This window comes from Hylemonella sp. P2_B10, assembly GCF_056404875.1.
Genome location: NZ_JBFUDE010000001.1, coordinates 683,038 through 707,626, shown reverse-complemented (window position 1 = coordinate 707,626; position 24,589 = coordinate 683,038). Strand labels below are relative to the sequence as shown.

Below are 24,589 nucleotides of genomic sequence, written 5' to 3'. Positions count from 1 at the left end.
GCCAAACGGTCAAGCCGTGCCGCGGAAGGTTAACCAACCCGCTTTAACCAGCTTATGTTTCCTGAAGGGAAACGGAGGTCAGCGTCAAATGAGTGATACATCGCCCAACGGGGCATCTTCGGCCGCGTCCGTCTACCAGGCCTACCAAGGCAACACCTACCTGTTTGGCGGCAACGCCCCGTACGTCGAAGAGATGTACGAGAACTACCTGGCCAACCCCGGCAGCGTGCCCGACACCTGGCGCGAGTATTTCGATGCGTTGCAGCACGTGCCCGCCTCTGACGGCAGCAGCGCCAAGGACGTGGCCCACATGCCGGTGATCAACGCCTTTGCCGAGCGCGCCAAGCAGGGCGGCACCAAGGTGGTGATGGCCACCGGGGCTGATTCCGAAATGGGCCGCAAGCGCACCGCAGTGCAGCAGCTGATTGCCGCGTACCGCAACGTCGGCGCCCGCTGGGCCGACCTGGACCCGCTGAAGCGCACCGAGCGCGAAAAGATCCCCGAGCTGGAGCCCGGCTTCTACGGCTTTGCCGACGCCGACCAGGAAACGGTGTTCAACACCAGCAACACCTTCTTCGGCCGCGAATCCATGAGCCTGCGCGAGCTGATGAACGCGCTGCGCCAGACCTACTGCGGCAGCATTGGCGCCGAGTACATGTATGCCACCGACCAGAACCAGAAGCGCTGGTGGCAGCAAAAGCTGGAGACCGTGCGCTCCACGCCCACCTATTCCGCCGACAAGAAAAAGCACATCCTGGACCGCCTGACGGCGGCCGAGGGCCTGGAGCGCTTCCTGCACACCAAGTACGTGGGGCAGAAGCGCTTTTCGCTGGAGGGCGGCGAGAGCTTCATCGCCTCCATGGACGAGCTGATCCAGCTGGCCGGCGCCAAGGGCGTGCAGGAAATCGTCATCGGCATGGCGCACCGTGGCCGGCTGAACGTGCTGGTCAATTCGCTGGGCAAGATGCCGGCCGACCTGTTCGCCGAGTTTGACCACACCGCGCCGGAAGAGCTGACCAGCGGCGATGTCAAGTACCACCAGGGCTTCAGCTCGGACGTCACCTCGCCCGGCGGCCCGGTGCACCTGACGCTGGCCTTCAACCCCTCGCACCTGGAAATCGTCAACCCGGTGGTGGAAGGCTCGGTGCGCGCCCGCATGGACCGCCGCAGCGACCCGCTGGGCAAGCAGGTGCTGCCGGTGCTGGTGCACGGCGACGCCGCCTTTGCCGGCCAGGGCGTGGTGATGGAAACGCTGGCGCTGGCCGAAACGCGGGGCTATTCCACCGGCGGCACGGTGCACATCGTCATCAACAACCAGATCGGCTTCACCACCAGCGACCCGCGCGACAGCCGCTCCACGCTGTATTGCAGTGACATCGTCAAGATGATCGAGGCGCCGGTGCTGCACGTCAACGGCGACGACCCCGAGGCGGTGGTCTGGGCCACCCAGCTGGCGCTGGAGTTCCGCATGGAGTTCCGCAAGGACGTGGTGGTGGACATCATCTGCTTCCGCAAGCTGGGCCACAACGAGCAGGACACCCCCTCGCTGACGCAGCCGCTGATGTACAAGAAGATCGCCCAGCACCCCGGCACGCGCAAGCTGTATGCCGACAAGCTGGCCGCGCAAGGCCTGGGCGCCACGCTGGGCGACGACATGGTCAAGGCCTACCGCGCCGCCATGGACGCCGGCCGCCACACGGTGGACCCGGTGCTGACCAACTTCAAGAGCAAGTACGCGGTGGACTGGTCGCCCTACCTGGGCAAGAAGTGGACCGATGCCGGCGACACCGCCATCCCCATGGCCGAGTGGAAGCGCCTGGCCGAGCGCATCACCACGCTGCCGGCCAACATCACGCCGCACCAGCTGGTGAAGAAGGTGCTGGACGACCGCGCCGCCATGGGCCGGGGCGACATCCCAGTGGACTGGGGCATGGGCGAGCACATGGCGTTTGCGTCGCTGGTGGCCAGCGGCTACCCGGTGCGCCTGAGCGGTGAAGACTGCGGCCGTGGCACCTTCACCCACCGCCATGCGGTGGTGCATGACCAGAACCGCGAAAAGTACGACGAGGGCACCTACACGCCGCTGCAAAACGTGGCCGAGGGCCAGGCGCCGTTCGTGGTGATCGACTCCATCCTGTCCGAGGAAGCGGTGCTGGCCTTTGAATACGGCTACGCCTCGAACGACCCCAACACGCTGGTGATCTGGGAAGCCCAGTTTGGCGACTTCGTCAACGGCGCCCAGGTGGTGATCGACCAGTTCATCGCCTCGGGCGAGGTGAAGTGGGGCCGTGTGAACGGCATCACGCTGATGCTGCCGCATGGCTACGAAGGCCAGGGCCCCGAGCACAGCTCGGCACGGCTGGAGCGCTTCATGCAGCTGAGCGCCGACACCAACATGCAGGTGGTGCAGCCCACCACGGCCAGCCAGATCTTCCACGTGCTGCGCCGCCAGCAGGTGCGCAACCTGCGCAAGCCGCTGATCATCATGACGCCCAAGTCGCTGCTGCGCAACAAGGACGCCACCTCGCCGCTGTCCGAGTTCACCAAGGGCGGTTTCCAGACCGTGATCCCCGAGCAGCGCGACATCAAGGCCGACAAGGTCAAGCGCGTCATTGCCTGCTCCGGCAAGGTGTATTACGACCTGGCCAAGAAGCGCGAGGAAAAGGGCCACGACGACGTCGCCATCCTGCGCGTGGAGCAGCTCTACCCGTTCCCGCACAAGGCCTTTGCCACCGAGCTCAAGCGCTACCCCAACGCCACCGAGGTGGTGTGGTGCCAGGACGAGCCGCAGAACCAGGGCGCCTGGTTCTTCGTGCAGCACTACATCCACGAAAACATGATGGAAGGGCAGAAGCTGGGTTACTCCGGCCGCGCCGCATCGGCGTCGCCCGCCGTGGGGTATTCGCACCTGCACCAGGAGCAGCAAAAGGCGCTGGTGGAAGGCGCCTTCGGCAAGATCAAGGGCTTCGTGCTGACCAAGTAAGCGCGAGCGCAATCAAAAGAACACAGAAAGAAATTTATGGCTATCGTAGAAGTCAAAGTCCCGCAGTTGTCCGAGTCCGTGGCCGAGGCCACCATGCTGCAGTGGAAGAAGAAGGCCGGTGAGGCCGTTGCGATCGACGAAATCCTGATCGAGATCGAAACCGATAAGGTGGTGCTGGAAGTGCCGGCGCCCGCCGCCGGCGTGCTGGCCGAGATCGTGGTGGCCGATGGCGGCACCGTGGTGGCCGACCAGCTGATCGCCCGCATCGACACCGAAGGCAAGGGCGCTGCCGCAGCGCCTGCCGCCGCTGCTGCCGCCCCCGCACCGGCGCCTGCCGCCGCTGCACCGGCTACCGCCGCCGCCGCCACCGGTGGCAGCATGGCCGGCGTGGCCATGCCCGCTGCCGCCAAGCTGATGGCCGACAACAACCTGGCCGCCGGCTCGGTGGCCGGCAGCGGTCGTGACGGCCGCGTGACCAAGGGCGACGTGCTGGGGGCCGTGGCCTCTGGCGGCGCCAAGCCGGCTGCAGCGCCGGTGGCCATCCCCACCGGCGTGCCCACCAGCACGCTGCCGCAGGTGGCCGCACCGTCGCCGTTTGGCCTGGGCAACCGTCCCGAGCAGCGCGTGCCCATGAGTCGCCTGCGCGCCCGCGTGGCCGAGCGGCTGCTGCAATCGCAATCCAGCAACGCCATCCTGACCACCTTCAACGAGGTCAACATGGCCCCGGTGATGGAGATGCGCAAGCGCTTCCAGGAGAAGTTCGAGAAGGAGCACGGCGTCAAGATCGGCTTCATGAGCTTCTTCGTCAAGGCCGCAGTGCATGCGCTGAAGAAATACCCGGTGCTGAACGCCTCGGTGGACGGCAACGACATCGTCTACCACGGCTATTTCGACATCGGCATCGCGGTGGGCTCGCCGCGCGGTCTGGTGGTGCCCATTCTGCGCAATGCCGACCAGATGAGCTTTGCCGACATCGAGAAGAAGATCGCCGAGTACGGCGCCAAGGCGCGCGACGGCAAGCTGGGCATTGAGGAAATGACCGGCGGCACCTTCTCCATCTCCAACGGCGGCGTGTTCGGCTCCATGCTGTCCACCCCCATCATCAACCCGCCGCAGTCGGCCATCCTGGGCGTGCACGCCACCAAGGACCGCGCGGTGGTGGAAAACGGCCAGGTGGTGGTGCGACCCATCAACTACCTGGCGATGAGCTACGACCACCGCATCATCGACGGCCGCGAAGCCGTGCTGGGGCTGGTGGCGATGAAGGAAGCGCTGGAAGATCCCGCGCGGTTGCTGTTCGACATCTAATCCTCTCGCGGGGCGGCGCGCGGCAACATGGCTGCGCGCCACCTCCAACCAAGCAGAAATCATGGCAAAACAATTTGATGTGATCGTCATCGGTGGCGGTCCCGGCGGCTACATTGCCGCCATCCGCGCCGCCCAGCTGGGCTTCAGCACCGCCTGCATCGACGAGTGGAAGAACGCCAAGGGCGGCCCGGCACTGGGCGGCACCTGCACCAACGTGGGCTGCATCCCGTCCAAGGCGCTGCTGCAGTCCAGCGAGCACTACGAGCATGCCGGCAAGCACTTTGCCGACCACGGCATCAACGTCACCGGCCTGGGGCTGGATGTGACCAAGATGCTGGCGCGCAAGGACACGGTGGTGAAGCAGAACAACGACGGCATCCAGTTCCTGTTCAAGAAGAACAAGGTGACGTCCTTCCACGGCCGCGGCTCGTTCGTCAAGGCGGCCGACGGCGGCTACGAGATCAAGGTGGCCGGCACCGCTGAGGAAACCATCACCGGCAAGCACATCATCGTGGCCACCGGCTCCAACGCCCGTGCGCTGCCGGGTGCGCCGTTTGACGAGCAGAACATCCTGTCCAACGACGGTGCCTTGAGCATTGGCGCGGTGCCGAAGAAGCTGGGCCTGATCGGCTCTGGCGTCATCGGCCTGGAGATGGGCTCGGTGTGGCGCCGCCTGGGTGCCGAGGTGACGGTGCTCGAAGCGCTGCCCACCTTCCTGGGCGCGGTGGACGAGCAGATCGCCAAGGAAGCCAAGAAGGCCTTTGACAAGCAGGGCCTGAAGGTGGAGCTGGGCGTCAAGGTGGGCGACATCAAGTCCGGCAAGAAGGGCGTCAGCGTGGCCTGGACCAATGCCAAGGGCGAGGCGCAGACGCTGGAGGTGGACAAGCTGATCGTCTCCATCGGCCGCGTGCCCAACACCATTGGCCTGGCGCCCGAGGCGGTGGGCCTGAAGCTGGACGACCGTGGCGCCATTGTGGTGGACGACGAGTGCAAGACCAACCTGCCCAATGTGTGGGCGATTGGCGACGTGGTGCGCGGCCCGATGCTGGCGCACAAGGCCGAGGAAGAGGGCGTGGCGGTGGCCGAGCGCATTGCCGGCCAGCATGGGCACGTCAACTTCAATACGATTCCGTGGGTGATCTACACCAGCCCGGAGATCGCCTGGGTCGGCCAGACCGAGCAGCAGCTCAAAGCATCCGGCCGTGCCTACAAGGCGGGTACCTTCCCCTTCCTGGCCAACGGCCGGGCGCGGGCGCTGGGCGACACCACCGGCATGGTGAAGATGCTGGCCGATGCCACCACGGACGAGATTTTGGGTGTGCACATCGTCGGCCCCATGGCCAGCGAGCTGATTTCCGAATGCGTGGTGGCGATGGAGTTCCGCGCCAGCAGCGAGGACATCGCCCGCATCTGCCATGCCCACCCGAGCCTGAGCGAAGCCACCAAGGAAGCGGCGTTGGCCGTTGACAAGCGCACGCTGAACTTCTGAGGTCGGCGCTTTGTCGTCTGTCCGTGAAATCTACGAAGCGGAGCTGAAGACGCGGGGTTTCCACAGCGACCCCGCGCAGCTGCGCGCGGTGGAGGCGCTGGACCGCTGCGCCGCCGAATGGACGGCCTACAAGGAGAAGCGCTCCAACTCGCTGAAGAAGCTGATCAACCGGCCCGACATCCCGCGCGGTGTCTACATGCACGGCGGCGTGGGCCGGGGCAAGAGCTTTTTGATGGATTGTTTCTTCAGCGCCGTGCCGCTGCGCCGCAAGACGCGGCTGCACTTCCACGAGTTCATGCGCGAGGTGCACCGCGAGCTGGCCGATCTGCAGGGCACGGTGAACCCGCTGGACGAGCTGGGCCGGCGCATCGCGCTGCGCTACAAACTGATCTGCTTTGACGAGTTCCACGTCGCCGACATCACCGACGCGATGATCCTGCACCGCCTGCTGGCGGCGCTGTTCGCCAACGGCGTGGGCTTTGTCACCACCTCCAACTTCAAGCCCGACGACCTCTACCCCGGCGGCCTGCACCGCGACCGCATCCTGCCGGCCATTGCGCTGCTGAACCAGCACCTGGAGGTGCTGTCGGTGGACAACGGCGTGGACTACCGCCGCCGCACGCTGGAGCAGCTGCGCCTGTACCACACGCCGCTGGGCGCGCAGGCCGACGCCGAGATGACCGAGGCCTTTAACCGCCTGGCCGAAAAGCAGGACGAGGACCCGGTGCTGCACATCGAGGCGCGCGAGATCCGCGCCCGCCGCAAGGCCGGGGGCGTGGTGTGGTTCGATTTCAAGACGCTGTGCGGCGGCCCGCGCTCGCAGAACGACTACCTGGAGATCGCCACGCAGTTCCACACCGTGCTGCTCAGCGACGTGCCCTACATGCCGGTGCGCATGGCGTCGGAGGCGCGCCGCTTCACCTGGCTGATCGACGTGCTGTATGACCGGCGCGTCAAGCTCATCCTGTCCGCCGCCGTGGCGCCTGAAGCGTTGTATACCGAAGGGCCGCTGGCGCACGAATTCCCGCGCACCATTTCAAGGCTCAACGAGATGCAATCCAGTGAATTCCTGGGCCTGGAGCGCCGCGTGGTGGACACGCGGCTGACCTGATGACCACCACCCTGTACCGTGCCCTGTTGACCGTTGTCGCTGCCAGCCTGGTGCTGGCCGCCGTGCCTGGCCTGGTGCGGGCTGCCACGCCCGACGAGGCGGCCGAGCGCGCGGCCATTGAGCGCGCGCGCCGCGACATTGACGCCCGCACCATGGAGCGCGAAAAGGCCTGTTACCAGTTGTTCGCCGTGGCCGACTGCCTGACGGACGTGCGCGCCAAGGCGCGGGTGGAACTGGAGGGCCTGCGCAAGCGCGAAATCAGCCTGAACGACGCCGAGCGCCGTCGCAATGCGCAACTGCAGTGGCAGCGCGCGCAGGAAAAGGCCGGTGAGCAGGCCGCCCGGGATGCCCGCGTGCAGGCCCAGCCGCCGCGCCAGCCCAAGGAGGCCGCGCCGCCCAGGGCGCCGCCCACCAGCGCCACCTTGCGCCGCGCCCCGGCCTCGGCACCCCGGCCAGCGCCGCCTGCGGCCGAAAACCTGCGCCGCTTCGACCAGAAGCAGACCGAGGCCCAGAAACACAAGGCGGACGTGCTCAAACGCCTGTCAGAGCAGCCCGCCAGCGGACGCGCCAAGCCCTTGCCCGACGCGCCCTGAAGGGCTGACCTTATTCGGTAAGGGGTTCGAGTTTGACGATGACGAGCGACAGGTTGTCGCCGGTGCCCCGGCCGCGTGAGCGCGCCTTCTCGATCAGGAACTCGGTGGCTTCGCGGGCCGACAGCGTGGCCAGCACCGAGCCCAGCTCCACCTGCGTGAAGTAGTGCCACACGCCGTCGCTGCAGGCCATCAGCACGTCGCCGGCGCGCAGCTTGGGGATGAAGTGGATGTCCAGCGTCGGGTCGGCCTCGGTGCCCAAGCAGCCCATCAGGATGTTGGACTGCGGGTGCACGTTGGCCTCTTCCTCGGTGATCTCGCCGCGCGCCACCAGCGCCTGCACGTAGGAGTGGTCGAACGTGCGCTTGACGAACTTGTTGCCGTGGAAGTGGTAGATGCGCGAGTCGCCCGAATGCACCCAGTGGCAGTCGCCGCCGGGGTTGATCATGAAGGCGGCCACCGTGCTGTGCGGCTCCTGCTCGGCGGAGATGGCGGTCAGCTTGATGACGATGTGGGCTTCCTGCACCAGCTGGGTCAGCATGGCGCCGGCGTCGTCCGATTCGGGGGAATAGCGCTCGAAGAGCTGCTTGGCCGTCAGCATCACCTGGTCGGAGGCCTTGCGCCCGCCGCTGCGGCCCCCCATGCCATCGGCCACCACGGCCAGGATGCAGCCGTTGACCCGGTGGTGGTTCAACAGGGCCACCTGGTCTTGCTGGTATTCGCGGTCACCCTTGTGGATGCCGGTGGAGGCGGTCAGTCGGTAGCCTTTGGCCATGCGTGTCAGAAGAGAAAAATTCAGTCCGCAGGGATCGCGGTGTTCGGCGTCCATTATGGAGGCAATCCTGTGCCAAATCGCCTTTTGCACTGGCGAACTTGTATCCACCTTGAGGGCTCACTAGAATCAGTGGATCACCTGAACTCGCACTACCGGCCACCGATTTGGATTCCAATTTGCATTCCCCCGACAGGCGGTTGATCGAGTTGCGCATGGAGCATGCGGACCTGGACGCGCTGATCGACCGCATGGGCAACGAACAACCCCTGGACGAACTGATGATGCGCCGGCTTAAAAAGCGGCGCCTGGGCCTGCGCGATGAAATAGCCCGGCTGCAGCGCGAGCTGGACCCCAACGAGCCCGCATGAGTCTGCACGCCCTGGTGGAGCAGGCCTTTGCGCCTGGTGGCTTGCTGTCGCAAACGGTGGACGAGTTCACCCCACGCGCCGGCCAGACCGAGATGGCGCTGGCCATCGCCCGCAAGATGGAAACCGGCGGCGCCCTGGTGGTGGAAGCCGGCACCGGCGTGGGCAAGACCTTTTCTTACCTGGTGCCGGCGCTGCTCAGCGGCGAGCGGGTGCTGCTGTCCACCGCCACCAAGGCGCTGCAAGACCAGCTGTATGGGCGCGACCTGCCGCGCCTGAAGGAGGCCCTGGGCCTGCCGGTGCAGACCGCCTTGCTGAAGGGCCGCGCCAACTACCTGTGCCTGCACCGCATGGAGCAGGCGCGCCATGACGCCAGCCTGGATGCCGACCGCCTGGCCCAGCGCACGCTGGCCAAGGTGGAGCAGTGGTCGCAGACCACCCGCAGCGGCGACCTGGCCGAGCTGCCGGGCCTGGACGAGCGCTCGCCGCTGATCCCGCTGGTCACCTCCACCCGCGACAACTGCCTGGGCGGCGAGTGCCCGAAATTCCGCGCCTGCCATGTGAACCTGGCACGGCGCGATGCCATGGGCGCCGACGTGGTGGTGGTCAACCACCACCTGTTCTTTGCCGACATGGCGGTGCGCGAGTCCGGCATGGCCGAGCTGCTGCCCAGCGTGCGCACGGTGATCTTTGACGAGGCGCACCAGATCAACGAGACCGGCGTGCAGTTCCTGGGCCGGCAGCTGTCCAGCGGGCAGCTGCTGGAGTTCGGCCGCGATCTGCTGGCCTGCGGCCTGCAACTGGCGCGCGGCCTGGCGGACTGGCAACAGGTGGCCGCCAACGTGGAGCACGCCGCACGCGACCTGCGCCTGGTGGTGGGCCGGGTGCCGGGCGGCAAGCTGCGCTGGGACGGCCCGGCCCCCGAGCAGGTGGCCGAGCAGGAATGGGCCGACGCACTGGCTGGCGTGGCCCAGGCCTGTGAACAGGCCCAGGAAGCGCTGGGCCAGGTGGAAGACAGCGCGCCGGACTTCCAGCGCCTGCGCGAGCGCGCCGGCACGCTGGCCGGCCACGTGGCGTTCTTCAGCGCCCCCTGCGCCAACGGCTCGGTGCGCTGGCTGGACGTGGGCCACCAGGCGCGGCTGGTGGAGTCACCACTGGACATTGCCGATGCGGTGCGCGACAAGCTGCTGCGCGCTGGTGATGCGCAGCAGCAGGAGCCGGGTGGCAAGTCCTGGATATTCACCTCGGCCACGCTGGGCGATGACGCCGCGCTGACCTGGTTCACCGAGCCCTGCGGCCTGCAAGAGGCCGAGGTGCTGCGGGTCAGCAGCCCGTTCGACTACCCCCACCAGGCCGCGGTCTACGTGCCGCGCAACCTGCCCAAGCCCAACGAGCCGGGGCACAGCGAGGCGGTGGCGCGCCTGGTGCAGCGCATCACCCCCACGCTGGGCGGGCGCACGCTGGTGCTGACCACCACGCTGCGGGCCTTGCGCAGCATCAGCGAGGCCTTGCAGGCGCATTTCAGCGCATCGGGCGTGCTGGAGGTGCTGGTGCAGGGCGAGAAACCCAAGCGCGAGCTGATGGAGCGCTTTCGCCAGGGCAGCGAAGGCGGGCGAGCAGGGTGCATCCTGGTGGCCTCGGCCTCGTTCTGGGAGGGCTTTGACGTGCCGGGCGATGCGCTGCAACTGGTGGTGGTGGACAAGCTGCCGTTCCCCCCGCCCAACGACCCGCTGGTGCAGGCCCGCTCACGCCGGTTGGAAGAGCAGGGCCGCAGCGCCTTCAGCGACTACTACCTGGCCGAGGCGGCCGTGGCCCTGAAGCAGGGCGCCGGGCGGTTGATACGCCGCGAGTCCGACCAGGGCGTGCTGATCGTCTGCGACACGCGGCTGGTGCAGATGGGCTATGGCCGGCGCCTGCTGGCGGCGCTGCCACCGATGCGGCGGCTGGCCAGTGAAGAAGAACTGATGCAGGCGCTGGAGGCGCTGAGGGCGGATCACCCGTTGATGGGGTGAAGCCGGGCTCAAATTCCCGGGCCGCCCGTCGTTGACGGCCCGACTGGCTGTCTATCGGACCGGCCGGGCAACCCTGGCGGGCGATGGGCTGAGACCTGATTTGGCCGCCACCAGCGTCGAAAAAATTGACACTCAAGAACCCCTTTCCAACGGCCCAGCCGTTAAGTTCTTGATTTCAAATGTGAATGTTTTTTTGCATGAAACTTGCTTGTTTTTTAAGCGAAAAAGGGAGACCAACTTTCCAGGAGAGTCTCTATGAAAACCACATTCGCATCGATTCCGCGCGCATTGGTGGCCGTTTTGACGGTGCTCGGTTTGTCAGGCATGGCACAGGCAGCGCCCGTGGTGCTGACATTGCCGGGCGGCTTGGTGGACGGCTTGCCGCCGCAACAATTTGACCAGGCTCTGGTTTACTCAGCTTCGTTGTTGACGCAGCAGCAGGCAGCCGGCAAGTTGCCGGGCAATACCAGCAACTTCAGTTTCGCCAGCGGCTCCGGCACCCTGGGCGTGATCGTGTATACGAGCAACAGCGTGGCCAACCCGGCAGGCTACCAAGCGCCCATGGATGCCCTGAACTCGGGCGATTTCGACGGTACCTGGGGCATGGGCATGACCGGCACCGTGGGCCTGATCCGGCAGTACCTGACGTTGGGCGGCACCAGCTACCAGCCGCTGTTTGTGTTCGACCACAACGAGAACGCCCAAAACCCCGACCTGCTCATCTCCGGCCGGGTGGCGGTCTACCGCGGCGCCTCACAGATTGCCTCGTTCTCGCTCGACACCAATGCCAATGGCAGCTACGACATTGACGCGCGGGTGACATCCTGCGGCAGCCCCTATATCGGCCCGGCCGCGCCTACGCCTTACGACAATTGCAACATCCCCGCGCCCACCACCAGCGGCACCACCTACCACTGGGATACCAACGGCAGCGGCAAACCGGATTACTTCGCGGTGATACCCACCTTCGACCTGTATGACGGCCTGTTCCTGGACACTGACTCCTTTGTGGTGCAAATGTCCATTCGCGGCAACGAGCATGGGTTTGAAGAACTGGCCATTGCCGGCTACAAGTTTGCCTCTACCAATGACGTGCCGGAACCCGGCAGTCTGGCGCTGTTGGGCTTGAGCCTGGCCCTGCTGGCCACGGCCATGGCCAAGCGCCGCAGCGCCAAACATCTGGGCTGATACGCGCCAGCGCGCGGTAAGCTGAACGGCGCCGTCACCACGGCGCCGGTCGTCAGGCATTGTGCCGGTAGCAAGCACGCTGTGTGAGCGCGCCCCAATCACTGGAGCGCCATTGGGCGACAGCCAACTCAACTGCACCCCTGGGGACAGGGGCCACGCGAAGTGGGTAACCCCGGGCGCTCTACTTCACCACAGCGCCCAGATCTGCCACCACTTCTTGGTCGCCACGCGGGCGCCGTATTTCAGGAAGTCGCTGTTGGGGTAGTTGGCTTCCAGCACGCGCTTGGTGTCGTCGCGCAACTGTGTCAGGTTCAGCGCCTCGTAGGACTTCATCATCACGAACAGCGCTTCTTCCAGTGCCGGCGCTTCGCGGTAGTCGGAAATCGCCACCTGGGCGCGGTTGACGGCGGCCAGGTAGGCGCCGCGGCTGTAGTAGTAGCGCGCCACGTGCACTTCGTTCTGCGCCAGCGTGTTGACGATGTAGATCATGCGGCGCGACGCATCGGGCGTGTAGCGCGATTGCGGGAAGCGCGTGGTCAGCTCGCGGAAGGCTTCGTAAGACTCCTTGGCCGCCTTCTGGTCGCGCTCGGCCAGGTCCTGGTCGGTGATGAAGCTGAACAGGCCCAGGTCGTCGTTGAAGTTGACGATGCCTTTCAGGTACAGCGCGTAGTCATACGCCGGGCTGGCCGGGTGCAGCTTCATGAAGCGGTCCAGCGTGGCCACGGCCTGCACCGGCTCGGCGGTCTTGTATTGGGCGTAGGCCTTGTCCAGCTCGGCCTGCTGCGCCAGCGGCGTGCCGGCGGCACGGCCTTCCAGCTTTTCCAGCAGCGGGATGGCGCGGTCCCAGCCGCCAGCCTTCATTTCCTCCTGGGCATCGGCGTAGATGCGCTGCGGGGTCTGGCCAGCGGTCTTGTCTTCGGGGGTGGACGAGCACCCGGCGATCAACAACAGGCAGACCACCGATAATTTGGCACGAAGCATCACTGGCATCTTTCTTGAATCATTCCCAAACGATTATATCGACCGCCCCCGGCATGCTGGAGGCCGAAGACGGCGCGGACGATGCGGCCGAAACCAGCGCCGAGACGGAGCTGCGCGAGCTGCAGGTACCCGCCAGCCTGCACGGCCGCCGGTTGGACCACGTGCTGGTGGAACTGGTTCCCGAGTTCTCGCGCAGCTACCTGCAGCAGTTGGTGGAGCAAGGGGGGCTGACCGTCAACGGCCAGTTGCTGAAGAAACCGGCCGCCAAGCTGCGCGCCGGCGACCACGCCGTGCTGGAGCTGCGCCCCACGCCGCAAAGCCAGGCCTTCAAGCCCGAGCCCATGGCGCTGGACGTGGTGCACCAGGACGAGCACCTGCTGGTCATCCACAAGCCGGCCGGCCTGGTGGTGCACCCGGCGCCGGGCAATTGGCATGGCACTTTACTCAACGGCCTGCTGGCGCTGGACGCCCAGGCCGCACTGCTGCCGCGCGCCGGCATCGTGCACCGGCTGGACAAGGACACCAGCGGCCTGATGGTGGTGGCGCGCACCCGCGCCACCATGGATGCGCTGGTGCGCATGATCGCCGCGCGCGAGGTCAGCCGCCAATACCTGGCGCTGGCCCACAAGCCCTGGAGCGGCCCCCGGGAGCGCGACGTGGACGGCCCCGTGGGCCGGGACCCGCGCAACCGCCTGCGCATGGCCGTGGTGGACCTGGCGCGCACCCCCGGCAAGGCGGCGCGCACCACCATCACGCTGCTGGAAAACGCCGACCAGGGCTGTTGGGTGCGCTGCGCGCTGCACACCGGGCGCACGCACCAGATCCGCGTGCACATGGCCTCGCTGGGCCATCCGCTGGTGGCTGACGAGCTGTACGGCGGCGCCCCTGCGGCCGGCATGGCGCGCCAGGCGCTGCACGCCTGGCGGCTGGCCTTCCGCCATCCGGCCACGGGGCAGGATCTGGTGTTTGAGGCGCCGCTGCCTGCCGACATGGCCGCCGCCCTGGCCCAGTGGGGCCTGAGCTACAATCTGCGACAAGGGCCTTGATGGCCCCGGCCTCTGGCAGCGATGCCCCCGGTCCGCACGGTGAACCTTCCGCTGTTTCGCCCGCTGCGCCCCGAGCATGAATCCATTTGATTTCGCACTGGTGAAAGTGCCCTTTTTCCCTGTAAGCGCATGACCATGAATACGGCGGATGCCAAGCGCATACTCGAAGCCGCCCTGATCTGTTCTCAACAGCCGCTGCAAGTGCGCGACATGCGCACGCTGTTTGCCGACGCGCTGGGCGCCGACACGTTGAAAACCCTGCTGCAGGACCTGCAGAACGAGTGGTCGCCCAAGGGCGTGGAGCTGGTCAGCATCGCCACTGGCTGGCGCTTCCAGAGCCGCCCGGACATGCGTGAATACCTGGACCGCCTGCACCCCGAAAAGCCGCCGCGCTACACCCGCGCCACGCTGGAGACGCTGGCCATCATCGCCTACCGCCAGCCGGTGACGCGCGGCGACATGGAAGACATTCGCGGCGTCACCATCAATTCGCTGCTGCTCAAGCAGCTGGAAGACCGCGGCTGGGTCGAGGTGATCGGCCACCGAGAAGCGGCGGGCCGCCCGGCCCTGTATGCCACCACCAAGCAGTTCCTGGACGACCTGGGCCTGCAGTCGCTGGACCAGCTGCCCACCATGGACGGCCCGACACCCATGACCGCGGCCCTGGACCCCTTGAACGACCTTGTGGACGCCGCGCAGGACGGCCTGGCGGAGCCGCAAGCCGCGCAGGACGGCCAGGCGGAGCTGGCCATGGACGCCGCGCCGCTTGAAGAGACCGGGCCGGTGGCCACGGAACCCGAGCCAGAGCCCTACGCCGAGCCCCAACCCCCCGAGCCCCAGCCAGACGCTGCGCCGGCTGAAGCGCAAACCCCATCTCCCCTCCATAACGACAACGGGACTACACCATGACGGTCGACCATCCGCAAGGCCCGCAGCCCTCGGCCACGGCATCTGAGCAGCCTGAGGCCTTGCCGCCCGTCACGTCCGAGGCGCCCCCGCAGCCCGTGGCGGCGGCAGACGCGCCAGTCGTCGCGGCCCCGCCCGCGGCTGAGCCCGCTGTTGAGCCCGAGGCGCCAGCGCCGGCGCGCACCCGTGCGCAGGCCGACGAAGGCGACGATGGGGATGACGACCACGACGAGGACGATGACGACGATTACGGCTCAGGCCCACGCGCCGCCGCCCCGGCCCGGGGACCTGCGCCCCCCAAGGTGTTCGAAAACCGCTTCGCCGATGTGGTGACCGGCCAGTTCGACGCCGACGAGGAACAGACCGACCTGCCACCCCCCAAGCGCGTGCTGCTGCCGCAGGCCGAAAGCCCCAAGCTGCACAAGGTGCTGGCCCAGGCCGGCATGGGCTCGCGGCTGGAGATGGAACAGCTCATCATGGAAGGGCGCATCACCGTCAACAACGAGCCGGCGCACATCGGCCAGCGCATCCAGTTTGGCGATCACGTGAAGGTCAACGGCAAGCCGATCCGCATACGCATAGACGCGCCGCCGCCCCGGGTTATCGCCTACCACAAGCCGGTGGGCGAGGTGGTCACCCATGACGACCCGCAAAACCGCCCGACGGTGTTTCGCAAGCTGCCCAAGCTTTTCCAGGGCAAATGGCAGTCGGTGGGCCGGCTGGATTTGAACACCGAAGGCCTGCTGCTGTTCACCAGCTCGGGCGAGCTGGCCAACAAGCTGATGCACCCGCGTTTCGGCCTGGAGCGCGAGTACGCGGTGCGGGTGCTGGGCGCGCTGTCGGCCGAAGAGAAGAAAAGGCTGCTCGAAGGCGTGCGGCTGGACGACGGCATGGGCCAGTTCGGCAACATCGAGGAAGGCGGCGGCGAGGGGGCCAACTGCTGGTACCGCGTCACCATCTCCGAAGGCCGCCACCGCGAGGTGCGCCGGCTGATGGAAGCCGTGGGCCATGCGGTCAGCCGGCTGATCCGCATCCGCTACGGCGCCATGGTGCTGCCGCGTGGTTTGAAGCGCGGCGCCTGGGTGGAGCTGGATGACGGCGAAATCCGTTCCCTGACGAATCTCGCCGAACCGCGTGACGGCCGCCCGCGTGAAGAGCGCGCCGGTGGCCGCCCCGAAGGCGAAGGCGCCGAGCGCGGCGGCGACGGCCAGCCGAGGCGCAACCGCTCGCGCGGTCCGCGCGGGCGCGGCGGCAATGGCCAGCCCCAGCGTGGCAACGGCCAGCCGCCGCAGGGCGGGCAGCAGCCGCGCGGCCCTGGTCAGGGACAAGGCCAGGGCCAGGGCCAGGGCCGCTCCAAGAACAACCGCAACGAGCAGCGCGGCAACCGGGGGCAGGGCGGTGGTGGCGGAGGGGGTGGGGATTCCCAGCCCGATCCGATGAAGACCGCGTTCGGCTACATCGGTGCCGACAGCTTCACCAAGCAGCGCCAGGGTCCGGGCCAGGGTGGCCCACGCCGGGGTGGTGGGGGCGGCGGCGGTGGCGGTGGTGGAGGCGGGGGTGGTTTTGGCGGCGGGCAGCGCCGTGGCGGTGGCGGCCGCGGGCGCTGAGCCATTTGGCATCCACCTTGGCAACGGTGTCATGGCGACAGGTTAAAATACAAGGCTTTGCCTCAAGCGGCGAATTGTTCCCATAACCCCAATTTCAGGAAAACCAACATGTCGATTGAAAGAACCCTCTCCATCATCAAGCCGGATGCGGTCGCCAAGAACGTGATTGGCCAGATCTACGCCCGCTTCGAGGCTGCCGGCCTGAAGGTGGTGGCTGCCAAGATGGCGCACCTGTCGCGTGGCGAGGCCGAGGCCTTCTATGCCGTGCACAAGGCACGCCCGTTCTTCAAGGACCTGGTGGACTTCATGATTTCCGGCCCGGTGATGATCCAGGCACTGGAAGGCGAGAACGCGATCCAGAAGAACCGCGACCTGATGGGCGCCACCGACCCCAAGAAGGCCGCCGCCGGCACCATCCGCGCCGACTTTGCCGACAGCATTGACGCCAATGCCGTGCACGGTTCGGACGCCCCCGAAACCGCGGCCGTGGAAGTGGCTTTCTTCTTCCCCGGCATGAACGTCTATTCGCGTTAAACCCGCCATGGCGCTGGCCAATCTGCTCGACTACGACCTCGAGGGGTTGGCCGCGCTGTGCGAGCGGCTGGGTGAAAAACGCTTTCGCGCCACCCAGCTGTTCCGCTGGATACATCAAAAGGGCGCCAGCAGCTTCGGCGAGATGAGCGATCTCGCCAAGTCCCTGCGCGGCAAGCTCGAGACCACGGCCTGCATCCAGGGCCTGACCGTTATCACCCAGCAACTGTCGAGCGACGGCACCATCAAGTGGCTGTTCGACGTCGGCAATGGCGACGCGGTGGAGGCGGTGTTCATCCCCGAAGACGACCGCGGCACGCTGTGCGTGTCCTCCCAGGCCGGCTGCGCGGTGGGCTGCCGTTTCTGCTCCACCGGCCACCAGGGCTTCAGCCGCAACCTCACCACGGGTGAAATCGTCGCCCAACTGTGGTTTGCCGAACACTTCCTGCGCAAGCACCTGAAGACCTCGGAGCGCGTCATCTCCAACGTGGTGATGATGGGCATGGGCGAGCCGCTGCAAAACTACAGCGCCCTGGTGCCTGCGCTGCGCGTGATGCTGGACGACCACGGCTACGGCCTGTCGCGCCGCCGCGTCACCGTCTCCACCTCGGGCGTGGTGCCCATGATGGACCGGCTGGCGCAGGATTGCCCGGTGGCCTTGGCGGTGTCGCTGCACGCCCCCAACGACCCGCTGCGCGACAACCTGGTGCCGCTGAACAAGAAATACCCGATCGCCGAGTTGCTGGACGCCTGCAACCGCTACCTGGCGCATGCACCGCGCGACTTCATCACGTTTGAGTACTGCATGCTGGACGGCGTCAACGACCAGCCCGAGCATGCGCGCCAGCTGGTGGAGCTGGTCAAGCGCCACCAGACCGGTGGCGTGTGGTGCAAGTTCAACCTGATTCCCTTCAACCCGTTCAAGGAATCCGGCCTGCTGCGCTCGCCGCAGGCGCGCGTGGAGGCCTTTGCCCGCATCCTGAGCGAAGCCGGCATTGTGACCACCGTGCGCAAGACCCGTGGCGACGACATCGACGCCGCCTGCGGCCAGCTGGCCGGTGACGTGCAGGACCGCACCAGTGTGGGCGAACGCATGGCGAAACAGCGTACAGTCATGCTCAAGCCGGTGTCGCATATCGCGCCGCCGAATTGATCGCGAGGGAAGACCGAATGTTTCACGCCACCGCCCAGCACCGCCTGCTTGCCCTGTGTTTCTCCGCCGTTGCGTTGGCGGGCCTGGCCGGCTGCGCCTCCAAGGCCGGCCCGGCAGCGCCTGGCAGCAGCAGCACTGGCAGTGGCGACATCGTCACCGCCTCCGACGAGCCCGAAGCGCGCAAGCGCGCCCGCATCCGGCTGGAGCTGGCGGTGGGCTATTTCGAGCAGGGCCAGACCACAGTGGCGCTGGACGAGCTGAAGCAGGCCATCACGGCGGACCCCAATTTTGCCCAGGCCTACAACCTGCGCGGCCTGATCTACATGCGCCTGAACGACCCCCGGCTGGCTGAAGACAGCTTCCGCCGCGCGGTCGCGCTGGACCCGCAGGACGCCAACATCGTGCACAACCTGGGTTGGATGCTGTGCCAGCAGGGGCGTTACCCCGAGGCGGCACAGACCTTCGGCCAGGCCCTGGCCAACCCGCAGTACGGCGACAAGGCCAAGACCTGGATGACCCAGGGCATCTGCCAGGTGCGCGCCGGTCAGCGCAGCGAGGCCGAGGCCAGCTTCACCAAGGCCTACGAGCTGGACGCCGGCAACCCGGTCACCGGCTTCAACCTGGCCAACCTGCTGTACCAGCGCGGCGACTTCGTGCGCGCCCAGTTTTACGTGCGCCGCCTGAACAACAGCGAACTGGCCAATGCCGAATCGCTGTGGCTGGGCGCCAAGATCGAGCGCCGCCTGCAGAACAATGACGGCGTGCAGCAACTGGCTGAGCAACTGAAGAAGAGGTACCCCAAGTCGCGCGAAGCCGGCTTGGCGGAGCGGAGTGCATTCAATGACTGACGATTCCGGCGCGTTGGACGCCGCTGCGGCACCCAGCGTGCCACCCGCGGTGCCTCCCGCACCGCCCACACCACCCCCAGCGCCGGTGACCGCCGGCGGCCTGCTGCGCGGGGCCCGTGAGGCCGCCGGGCTGCACATTGCCGCGCTGGCAGTGGCCATGAAAGTGCCGGTGGCCAAGCTGGAAGCGCTGGAGGCCGACCGCTTCGACCTGCTGCCCGACGCGGTGTTCGCCCGTGCGCTGGCCGCTGGCGTGTGCCGCACGCTGAAGATCGACCCGCGCCCGGTGCTGGAAAAACTGCCGCAGTCCAACAAGCCCCAATTGAAGGACAACGAGCGTGGCATCGACGCGCCGTTCCGCTCACCCTCTGACGGCCCCGGCCCCGGCCTGCTCGACAAATTGTCCTGGCCGGTGATGGCGGTGGGCGCGCTGGTGCTGGGCATGGTGGGCATCTACCTGTATCCGCATGCCCGTACCGAGCCCGTCAGCAGCAGCGCGGCCGACCCGGTGTTGCCGGAAAAGCCCGGCCAGATGCTGGTGGTGCAGTCGCCCGACGCGCCGCCGGCCGGCACGGTGGTGGAAACACCTGCGCAGCAGCCCCTGGCGCCCGCGCCGACGATTGCCGCTCCGCAGCCGGTTGCCAAGCCGTTGGCGGCACCTGCACCGGCGCCTGTGCAGCAGGCACCCCAGGTCATCCCGCCGGCCCGTGCCGCATCGGTTGCTGTCACGGCAGCTCCGGCGCCTGCCAGTGCGGCACAGCCGCGTACCTCGCAGGCACTGTCTGCCACCAAGCCGGCCTCGGTGCCGGCAGCGCCGGTGAAAGCGGCTTCCACGCAGGTGGCCGCGATCAAGCCGGCTTCCGCGCCGGTAGCGTCGACCAAGCCGGCTTCCGCGCCGGCTCAGGCCGCTGCGCCCACCGCTGCGTCTGCCGCTTCGCAGCCGGTGGCCTTTGCCGCCTCGTCCGGCACCCTGGTGCTGAAGGCCAAGGCAGCGTCCTGGGTGTCGGTGATTGATGCGCGTGGCGTTTCGGTGCTGAACAAGGTACTGGCCTCCGGCGAGGTGGCGGCGGTGTCCGGCGCCACGCCGCTGAAAGTGACTGTGGGCAAGGCCGATGGCACCGAGGTGCTGGTGCGTGGCAAGGCGTTCGATCTGGCGCCCGTGGCGCGCGAGAACGTGGCCCGATTTGAGGTGAAGTAAGTTGCAGACCGCTGTTCCCATTGACGCCCCGATTGACGCTGCCGCGCCCAAGGCGCGCCACAGCCTGCAGGCCCAGGTGACCTGGGGCAGCAGGGTGGTCACCGTGGGCGGTGACGCGCCGGTGCGCATCCAGTCCATGACCAACACCGACACGGTGGACGCCATAGGCACCGCCATCCAGGTCAAGGAGCTGGCCGTGGCCGGCTCCGAGCTGGTGCGCATCACCGTCAACACGCCCGAGGCCGCGCAGGCCGTGCCCTACATCCGCGAGCAGCTGGACCGCATGGGCATCGACGTGCCGCTGATTGGCGACTTCCACTACAACGGCCACCGCCTGCTGACCGATTACCCCGACTGCGCGCAGGCGCTGTCCAAGTACCGCATCAACCCCGGCAACGTCGGCAAGGGTGACAAGCACGACAAGCAGTTCGGCCAGATGATCGAGGCCGCCCTGCGCTGGAACAAGCCGGTGCGCATAGGCGTGAACTGGGGCAGCCTGGACCAGGAACTGCTGGCCGAGCTGATGGACGCCAACAGCCGCCGCACGGAGCCCTGGGGCGCCAAGCCGGTGATGTACGAGGCGTTGATCACCTCTGCGCTCGAATCCGCCAGGCTGGCGCAGCAGATGGGCATGGCCGCCAACCAGATCATGCTGTCGTGCAAGGTCAGCGGCGTACAGGACCTGATTTCCGTCTACCGCGAGCTGTCCAGGCGTTGCAACTACCCGCTGCACCTGGGCCTGACCGAGGCTGGCATGGGCACCAAGGGAACGGTGGCCTCCGCCACGGCGCTTTCCATCCTGTTGCAGGAGGGCATTGGCGACACCATCCGCGTGTCGCTGACGCCGCAGCCCGGAGAGTCGCGCACGCAGGAGGTGGTGATCGCCTCCGAGATCATCCAGTCGCTGGGCCTGCGCAGTTTCGTGCCCAGCGTCACCGCCTGTCCGGGATGCGGGCGCACCACCAGCACCACCTTCCAGGAGCTGGCCAAGCAGATCGACGACTTCCTGCGCGCCCAGATGCCGGTGTGGCGCAAGAAGTACCCCGGCGTGGAAAACATGAAGCTGGCGGTAATGGGCTGCATCGTCAATGGCCCGGGCGAGAGCAAGCACGCCGACATCGGCATCAGCCTGCCCGGCACCGGCGAGGCCCCGGCCGCGCCGGTGTTCATCGACGGCGAAAAGCGCCTGACGCTGCGCGGCGACAACATTGCCAACGAGTTCCACGCCATCGTGGAAGACTACATAGAAAAGCGGTTTGGCCAGCAAGCGGCCGAGCAACCCGCCTGACAGGATTTATGGCTGAGAAAACAGGTTCAGCGCGGTCTGAACGATTGACTGCGGTCAAGGGCATGAACGACATCCTGCCGCCGGATTCGGCGCGCTGGGAGTGGTTCGAGCAGCACATCCGCGACACCATGGCGACTTTCGCCTACCGCACCATACGCACGCCCATCGTCGAGTACACACCGCTGTTCGTCAAAGGCACCGGCGAGACCACCGACATTGTCGAGAAGGAGATGTACTCCTTCGAGGACCGGCTGAACGGCGAGCTGCTGACACTGCGCCCCGAGAACACCCCCGGCGTGGTGCGCGCCGCCATCGAGCACAACCTCACCTACGACGGCCCCAAGCGGCTGTATTACATGGGCCCGATGTTCCGCCACGAGCGCCCGCAGCGTGGCCGCTATCGCCAGTTCCACCAGCTGGGTGTGGAGGCACTGGGCTTTGCCGGCCCCGAGGCCGATGCCGAGCAGATGCTGGTGGCGCACACGCTGCTCAAGCGCGTGGGCGTGCGCAGCGTGCGGGTGGAGTTGAACAGCCTGGGCTTGTCCGCAGAGCGTCAGGCGCACCGCGCCGCGCTGATTGCCCACTTTGAAAAACACGCCGAGTTGCTGGACGGCGACGCCCAGCGCCGCCTGCATGCCAACCCGCTGCGCATCCTGGACACCAAGAACCCCGCCATGCAGCAGATGGTGCAGGAGGCGCCGCAGTTGCTGAGGTATCTGGGCGAGGCCTCGCTGAAGCATTTCGACGCCGTCAAGGGCTTTCTCACCGCCTGTGGCGTGGCCTGGAGCGTCAACCCGCGCCTGGTGCGCGGGCTGGACTACTACAGCCACACGGTGTTCGAGTTCATCACCGACGAGCTGGGTGCCCAGGGCACGCTGTGCGGCGGTGGCCGCTACGACGGCCTGTTCGAGCTGCTGGGCGCCAAGCCCACGCCGGCCGTGGGCTGGGGCATGGGCATGGAGCGCGTGCTGGAGCTGCTGAAGACCCAAGGCGAGGCCGAGACGCAGCAGATGCCCGACGCCTATGCCATCGTGCCCGACGCCACCGCCTACACCCAGGCGCTGCCGGTGCTGCAGGCGCTGCGCGCGGCCGGTGTCACGGTACAGATGCACGGCGCCACGGCCGACGGCCAGGGCAGCATGAAGTCCCAGTTCAAACGCGCCGACGGCAGCGGTGCCGCCCATGCGCTGATTTTTGGCGCCGATGAGCTGGCGCGCGGCGAGGTCACGGTCAAGGCGCTGCGCGATGGCAGTGGCGCCCAGCGCAGCCATTCGCTGGCGGATGTGGCCTCCTGGGCGCACACCCTACAATCGCGGACTTAACGAATTTTCTGCAATGGCAAACCATCTCGATCTCGAAGAACAAGAACAGCTGGACCAGCTCAAGCATTTCTGGGCCCAGTGGGGGAACCTGATCACCGGCGTGCTGGTGGTCATCCTGGCCGCCTTTGCCGGCTGGAACTTCTACCAGAAGTGGCAGCGCGACCAGGCCGCCCAGGCCTCGGCCATGTTTGACAGCGTGCTGGACGCCACCCGCGCCAAGGACACCGCCAAGCTGGACCGGGCGTTGGCCGACATGAAGGACAAGTTCGGCGGCACCACCTTTGCCCAGCAGGCCGCGCTGCTGGCCGCCAAGACCTACTACGAGGCCGGCAAGGTCGACCCCGCCAAGGCGGCGCTGCAATGGGTGGCCGAGAAGTCCTCGGACGAGGGCTACCAGGCACTGGCCAAGCTGCGCCTGGCTGGCCTGCTGGCCGAAGCCAAGTCGTATGACGAGGCACTGGCCCTGCTGGCCGGCAGCTTCCCGGCGGGCTTCGAGGGCCTGGTGGCCGACCGCAAGGGCGATGTGCTGTCGCTGCAAGGCAAGAAAGACGCCGCGCGCGACGAATACCTGAAGGCCTACAAGGCCATGGGCGAGCGCAACGAATACCGCGCGCTGGTCGAGTTCAAGCTCAATAGCCTGGGCGTGAACCCCAAAGACGCCGTGAAGACCACCCCCGCTGCCGCGGCCACTGACAAGACCCCCGCCGCTGCGCCTGCCGCAGCGGCCAGCACGGAGAGCAAAAAGTGAGTTTCCCAAGCATGCATCGTCGGACGCTGGGCGCCATGTTGATGTCGGCGCTGGCGGCGCTGACCCTGGCCGCCTGCAGTGGCTCCAAGGCACCTCCGCCGGTTGAGCTGGGTGCCAACCCCGGCCTGTTGGCCGTGCGCCAGGCCTGGTCGACCAAGATCGGCCCGGTCAATTTCCCGCTGGACGTCAAGCTGGTGGGTAACAACGCGGCGGTGGCCAGTTCCGACGGCACCGTGCTGATGCTGGACACGCGCACCGGCGGCGAGGTGTGGCGCACCCAGGTCAAGGCCACGCTGTCGGCCGGTGTCGGCACCGATGGCCGTTACGCCGCCGTGGTCACCACCAGCAATGACCTGGTGACGCTGGATGGCGGGCGCGAGATCTGGCGCCAGAAACTGGCCGCCTACACCTTCACCGCGCCGCTGGTGGCCGGTGCCCGCGTGTTCGTGCTGAGCGCCGACCGCACCGTCATCGCCTTCGACGCTGCTTCCGGCCGCAGGCTGTGGAGCCAACCGCGCGCCGGCGAGCCGCTGGTGCTGAGCCAGGCCGGCGTGCTGGTGGTGGGCAGTGGCGACACGCTGATCAGCGGCGTCTCCGGCCGCCTGGTGGGCATGAATCCGGCCAACGGCGTCTCCAAATGGGAGCCGGTGGTGGGCTTTTCGCGCGGCACCAACGACGTCGAGCGCCTGGTGGACCTGGTGGTGCGCGTGGGCCGCGACGGCGACATCATGTGCGCCCGCTCGTTCCAGACCGCCGTGGGCTGCGTCAACACCTCGCGCGGGCAACTGATGTGGACCAAGCCGGCCATCGGCGCTGAAGGGCTGACGATGGACGAGCGCCTGGTCTATGGCACCGAGTCCGACGGCAAGGTGATCGCCTGGAAGCGCCTGGACGGCGACCGTGCCTGGGTCTCAGAGCGCTTCCTGCGCCATGGGTTGACCGCGCCGGTGGTGGTGGGCAAGGCCCTGGCCTTTGGCGAAAACAACGGCACCTTGCACTTCATCGCCAAGGAAGACGGCGCCGTGCTGAACCGCGTCAACACCGACGGCTCGGCCATCGTGGGCGGGCCCGTGCTGGCGGGCAACACCTTGGTCGTGGTGACCAAAAACGGCGGCATCTACGGCTTCAAGCCGGAGTAAGCCG

21 protein-coding genes are annotated in these 24,589 nt (G+C 67.1%); 19 read left to right on the top strand and 2 right to left on the bottom strand.

Annotated features, from left to right (window positions below):
- Positions 1 to 88: 88 nt before the first annotated feature.
- From AC1DX2_RS03440 to AC1DX2_RS03420, 5 genes are all read left to right on the top strand, one after another.
- Positions 89 to 2,983: a 2-oxoglutarate dehydrogenase E1 component gene (locus AC1DX2_RS03440; protein WP_477194884.1), complete on the top strand. Its 2,895-nt coding sequence runs from the start codon at positions 89 to 91 to the stop codon at positions 2,981 to 2,983.
- Positions 2,984 to 3,019: 36 nt separating this feature from the next.
- A complete protein-coding gene (gene odhB / locus AC1DX2_RS03435; RefSeq protein ID WP_477194883.1) occupies positions 3,020 to 4,291 on the top strand; it encodes a 2-oxoglutarate dehydrogenase complex dihydrolipoyllysine-residue succinyltransferase in 1,272 nt (423 codons plus the stop codon).
- A 61-nt stretch (positions 4,292 to 4,352) separates the two neighbouring features.
- A complete protein-coding gene (gene lpdA / locus AC1DX2_RS03430) occupies positions 4,353 to 5,780 on the top strand; it encodes a dihydrolipoyl dehydrogenase (protein WP_477194882.1) in 1,428 nt (475 codons plus the stop codon).
- A gap of 10 nt (positions 5,781 to 5,790) precedes the next feature.
- A complete protein-coding gene (zapE, locus tag AC1DX2_RS03425) occupies positions 5,791 to 6,891 on the top strand; it encodes a cell division protein ZapE (protein WP_477194881.1) in 1,101 nt (366 codons plus the stop codon).
- On the top strand, positions 6,891 to 7,484 hold the full coding sequence (locus AC1DX2_RS03420; RefSeq protein ID WP_477194880.1) for a hypothetical protein: 594 nt from the start codon (positions 6,891 to 6,893) through the stop codon (positions 7,482 to 7,484). The genes zapE and AC1DX2_RS03420 overlap by 1 nt, the downstream gene beginning before the upstream one ends.
- 10 nt (positions 7,485 to 7,494) lie before the next feature.
- On the opposite strand, the gene AC1DX2_RS03415 is transcribed toward AC1DX2_RS03420, so the two are convergent.
- The gene (locus AC1DX2_RS03415; RefSeq protein ID WP_477194879.1) at positions 7,495 to 8,256 is read right to left on the bottom strand and encodes a PP2C family protein-serine/threonine phosphatase; all 762 of its coding nucleotides are present in this window, start codon (positions 8,254 to 8,256) and stop codon (positions 7,495 to 7,497) included.
- A gap of 164 nt (positions 8,257 to 8,420) precedes the next feature.
- Here AC1DX2_RS03415 and AC1DX2_RS03410 point away from each other — a divergent pair, with 164 nt between their 5' ends.
- The 3 genes from AC1DX2_RS03410 to AC1DX2_RS03400 all read left to right on the top strand — a co-directional run bounded on the left by AC1DX2_RS03410 (position 8,421) and on the right by AC1DX2_RS03400 (position 11,821).
- Complete coding sequence (locus AC1DX2_RS03410) at positions 8,421 to 8,624, top strand: YdcH family protein (protein ID WP_477194878.1); 204 nt, start codon at positions 8,421 to 8,423, stop codon at positions 8,622 to 8,624.
- Positions 8,621 to 10,633: an ATP-dependent DNA helicase gene (locus tag AC1DX2_RS03405; RefSeq protein WP_477194877.1), complete on the top strand. Its 2,013-nt coding sequence runs from the start codon at positions 8,621 to 8,623 to the stop codon at positions 10,631 to 10,633. Before AC1DX2_RS03410 ends, AC1DX2_RS03405 begins: the two co-directional genes overlap by 4 nt.
- Before the next feature lie 255 nt (positions 10,634 to 10,888).
- On the top strand, positions 10,889 to 11,821 hold the full coding sequence (locus AC1DX2_RS03400) for a PEP-CTERM sorting domain-containing protein (RefSeq protein ID WP_477194876.1): 933 nt from the start codon (positions 10,889 to 10,891) through the stop codon (positions 11,819 to 11,821).
- Between the two features lie 186 nt (positions 11,822 to 12,007).
- Here the strand turns inward: AC1DX2_RS03400 and AC1DX2_RS03395 are convergent, their stop codons facing one another.
- Positions 12,008 to 12,802, bottom strand: coding sequence for an outer membrane protein assembly factor BamD (locus AC1DX2_RS03395; protein ID WP_477194875.1), 795 nt, complete (start codon positions 12,800 to 12,802; stop codon positions 12,008 to 12,010).
- A gap of 53 nt (positions 12,803 to 12,855) precedes the next feature.
- Here AC1DX2_RS03395 and AC1DX2_RS03390 point away from each other — a divergent pair, with 53 nt between their 5' ends.
- The 11 genes from AC1DX2_RS03390 to bamB all read left to right on the top strand — a co-directional run bounded on the left by AC1DX2_RS03390 (position 12,856) and on the right by bamB (position 24,585).
- Entirely contained in the window at positions 12,856 to 13,848 is a 993-nt protein-coding gene (locus AC1DX2_RS03390; protein ID WP_477195752.1) for an RluA family pseudouridine synthase, read from the top strand.
- Positions 13,849 to 13,983: 135 nt separating this feature from the next.
- Positions 13,984 to 14,757 (top strand): SMC-Scp complex subunit ScpB, encoded by a 774-nt coding sequence (gene scpB, locus AC1DX2_RS03385; RefSeq protein ID WP_477195751.1) that lies wholly within the window; start codon positions 13,984 to 13,986, stop codon positions 14,755 to 14,757.
- Positions 14,754 to 16,361 (top strand): pseudouridine synthase, encoded by a 1,608-nt coding sequence (locus tag AC1DX2_RS03380; RefSeq protein WP_477194874.1) that lies wholly within the window; start codon positions 14,754 to 14,756, stop codon positions 16,359 to 16,361. Before scpB ends, AC1DX2_RS03380 begins: the two co-directional genes overlap by 4 nt.
- Positions 16,362 to 16,469: 108 nt before the next feature.
- Complete coding sequence (gene ndk, locus AC1DX2_RS03375) at positions 16,470 to 16,895, top strand: nucleoside-diphosphate kinase (protein WP_477194873.1); 426 nt, start codon at positions 16,470 to 16,472, stop codon at positions 16,893 to 16,895.
- A gap of 7 nt (positions 16,896 to 16,902) precedes the next feature.
- On the top strand, positions 16,903 to 18,045 hold the full coding sequence (gene rlmN, locus AC1DX2_RS03370) for a dual-specificity RNA methyltransferase RlmN (RefSeq protein ID WP_477194872.1): 1,143 nt from the start codon (positions 16,903 to 16,905) through the stop codon (positions 18,043 to 18,045).
- Between the two features lie 17 nt (positions 18,046 to 18,062).
- The gene (gene pilW, locus AC1DX2_RS03365) at positions 18,063 to 18,893 is read left to right on the top strand and encodes a type IV pilus biogenesis/stability protein PilW (protein ID WP_477194871.1); all 831 of its coding nucleotides are present in this window, start codon (positions 18,063 to 18,065) and stop codon (positions 18,891 to 18,893) included.
- Positions 18,886 to 20,088: a helix-turn-helix domain-containing protein gene (locus tag AC1DX2_RS03360; protein ID WP_477194870.1), complete on the top strand. Its 1,203-nt coding sequence runs from the start codon at positions 18,886 to 18,888 to the stop codon at positions 20,086 to 20,088. Before pilW ends, AC1DX2_RS03360 begins: the two co-directional genes overlap by 8 nt.
- A 1-nt stretch (position 20,089) precedes the next feature.
- Entirely contained in the window at positions 20,090 to 21,376 is a 1,287-nt protein-coding gene (gene ispG, locus AC1DX2_RS03355) for a flavodoxin-dependent (E)-4-hydroxy-3-methylbut-2-enyl-diphosphate synthase (RefSeq protein WP_477194869.1), read from the top strand.
- A gap of 8 nt (positions 21,377 to 21,384) precedes the next feature.
- Entirely contained in the window at positions 21,385 to 22,698 is a 1,314-nt protein-coding gene (gene hisS, locus AC1DX2_RS03350) for a histidine--tRNA ligase (protein WP_477194868.1), read from the top strand.
- A gap of 13 nt (positions 22,699 to 22,711) precedes the next feature.
- Positions 22,712 to 23,446 (top strand): YfgM family protein, encoded by a 735-nt coding sequence (locus AC1DX2_RS03345; RefSeq protein WP_477194867.1) that lies wholly within the window; start codon positions 22,712 to 22,714, stop codon positions 23,444 to 23,446.
- A gap of 11 nt (positions 23,447 to 23,457) precedes the next feature.
- Complete coding sequence (gene bamB / locus AC1DX2_RS03340; RefSeq protein ID WP_477194866.1) at positions 23,458 to 24,585, top strand: outer membrane protein assembly factor BamB; 1,128 nt, start codon at positions 23,458 to 23,460, stop codon at positions 24,583 to 24,585.
- The last annotated feature ends 4 nt before the right edge of the window (positions 24,586 to 24,589 follow it).

Coding starts and splice junctions, on each gene's coding strand:
- AC1DX2_RS03360 (WP_477194870.1), top strand. CDS start 18,886: ATGACTGACGATTCCGGCGCGTTGGACGCCGCTGCGGCACCCAGCGTG.
- AC1DX2_RS03405 (WP_477194877.1), top strand. CDS start 8,621: ATGAGTCTGCACGCCCTGGTGGAGCAGGCCTTTGCGCCTGGTGGCTTG.
- pilW (WP_477194871.1), top strand. CDS start 18,063: ATGTTTCACGCCACCGCCCAGCACCGCCTGCTTGCCCTGTGTTTCTCC.
- AC1DX2_RS03440 (WP_477194884.1), top strand. CDS start 89: ATGAGTGATACATCGCCCAACGGGGCATCTTCGGCCGCGTCCGTCTAC.
- lpdA (WP_477194882.1), top strand. CDS start 4,353: ATGGCAAAACAATTTGATGTGATCGTCATCGGTGGCGGTCCCGGCGGC.
- AC1DX2_RS03415 (WP_477194879.1), bottom strand. CDS start 8,256: ATGGCCAAAGGCTACCGACTGACCGCCTCCACCGGCATCCACAAGGGT.
- AC1DX2_RS03400 (WP_477194876.1), top strand. CDS start 10,889: ATGAAAACCACATTCGCATCGATTCCGCGCGCATTGGTGGCCGTTTTG.
- hisS (WP_477194868.1), top strand. CDS start 21,385: ATGGCTGAGAAAACAGGTTCAGCGCGGTCTGAACGATTGACTGCGGTC.
- ndk (WP_477194873.1), top strand. CDS start 16,470: ATGTCGATTGAAAGAACCCTCTCCATCATCAAGCCGGATGCGGTCGCC.
- odhB (WP_477194883.1), top strand. CDS start 3,020: ATGGCTATCGTAGAAGTCAAAGTCCCGCAGTTGTCCGAGTCCGTGGCC.
- AC1DX2_RS03395 (WP_477194875.1), bottom strand. CDS start 12,802: ATGCTTCGTGCCAAATTATCGGTGGTCTGCCTGTTGTTGATCGCCGGG.
- bamB (WP_477194866.1), top strand. CDS start 23,458: ATGCATCGTCGGACGCTGGGCGCCATGTTGATGTCGGCGCTGGCGGCG.
- scpB (WP_477195751.1), top strand. CDS start 13,984: ATGAATACGGCGGATGCCAAGCGCATACTCGAAGCCGCCCTGATCTGT.
- AC1DX2_RS03420 (WP_477194880.1), top strand. CDS start 6,891: ATGACCACCACCCTGTACCGTGCCCTGTTGACCGTTGTCGCTGCCAGC.
- rlmN (WP_477194872.1), top strand. CDS start 16,903: ATGGCGCTGGCCAATCTGCTCGACTACGACCTCGAGGGGTTGGCCGCG.
- AC1DX2_RS03390 (WP_477195752.1), top strand. CDS start 12,856: ATGCTGGAGGCCGAAGACGGCGCGGACGATGCGGCCGAAACCAGCGCC.
- AC1DX2_RS03380 (WP_477194874.1), top strand. CDS start 14,754: ATGACGGTCGACCATCCGCAAGGCCCGCAGCCCTCGGCCACGGCATCT.
- AC1DX2_RS03345 (WP_477194867.1), top strand. CDS start 22,712: ATGGCAAACCATCTCGATCTCGAAGAACAAGAACAGCTGGACCAGCTC.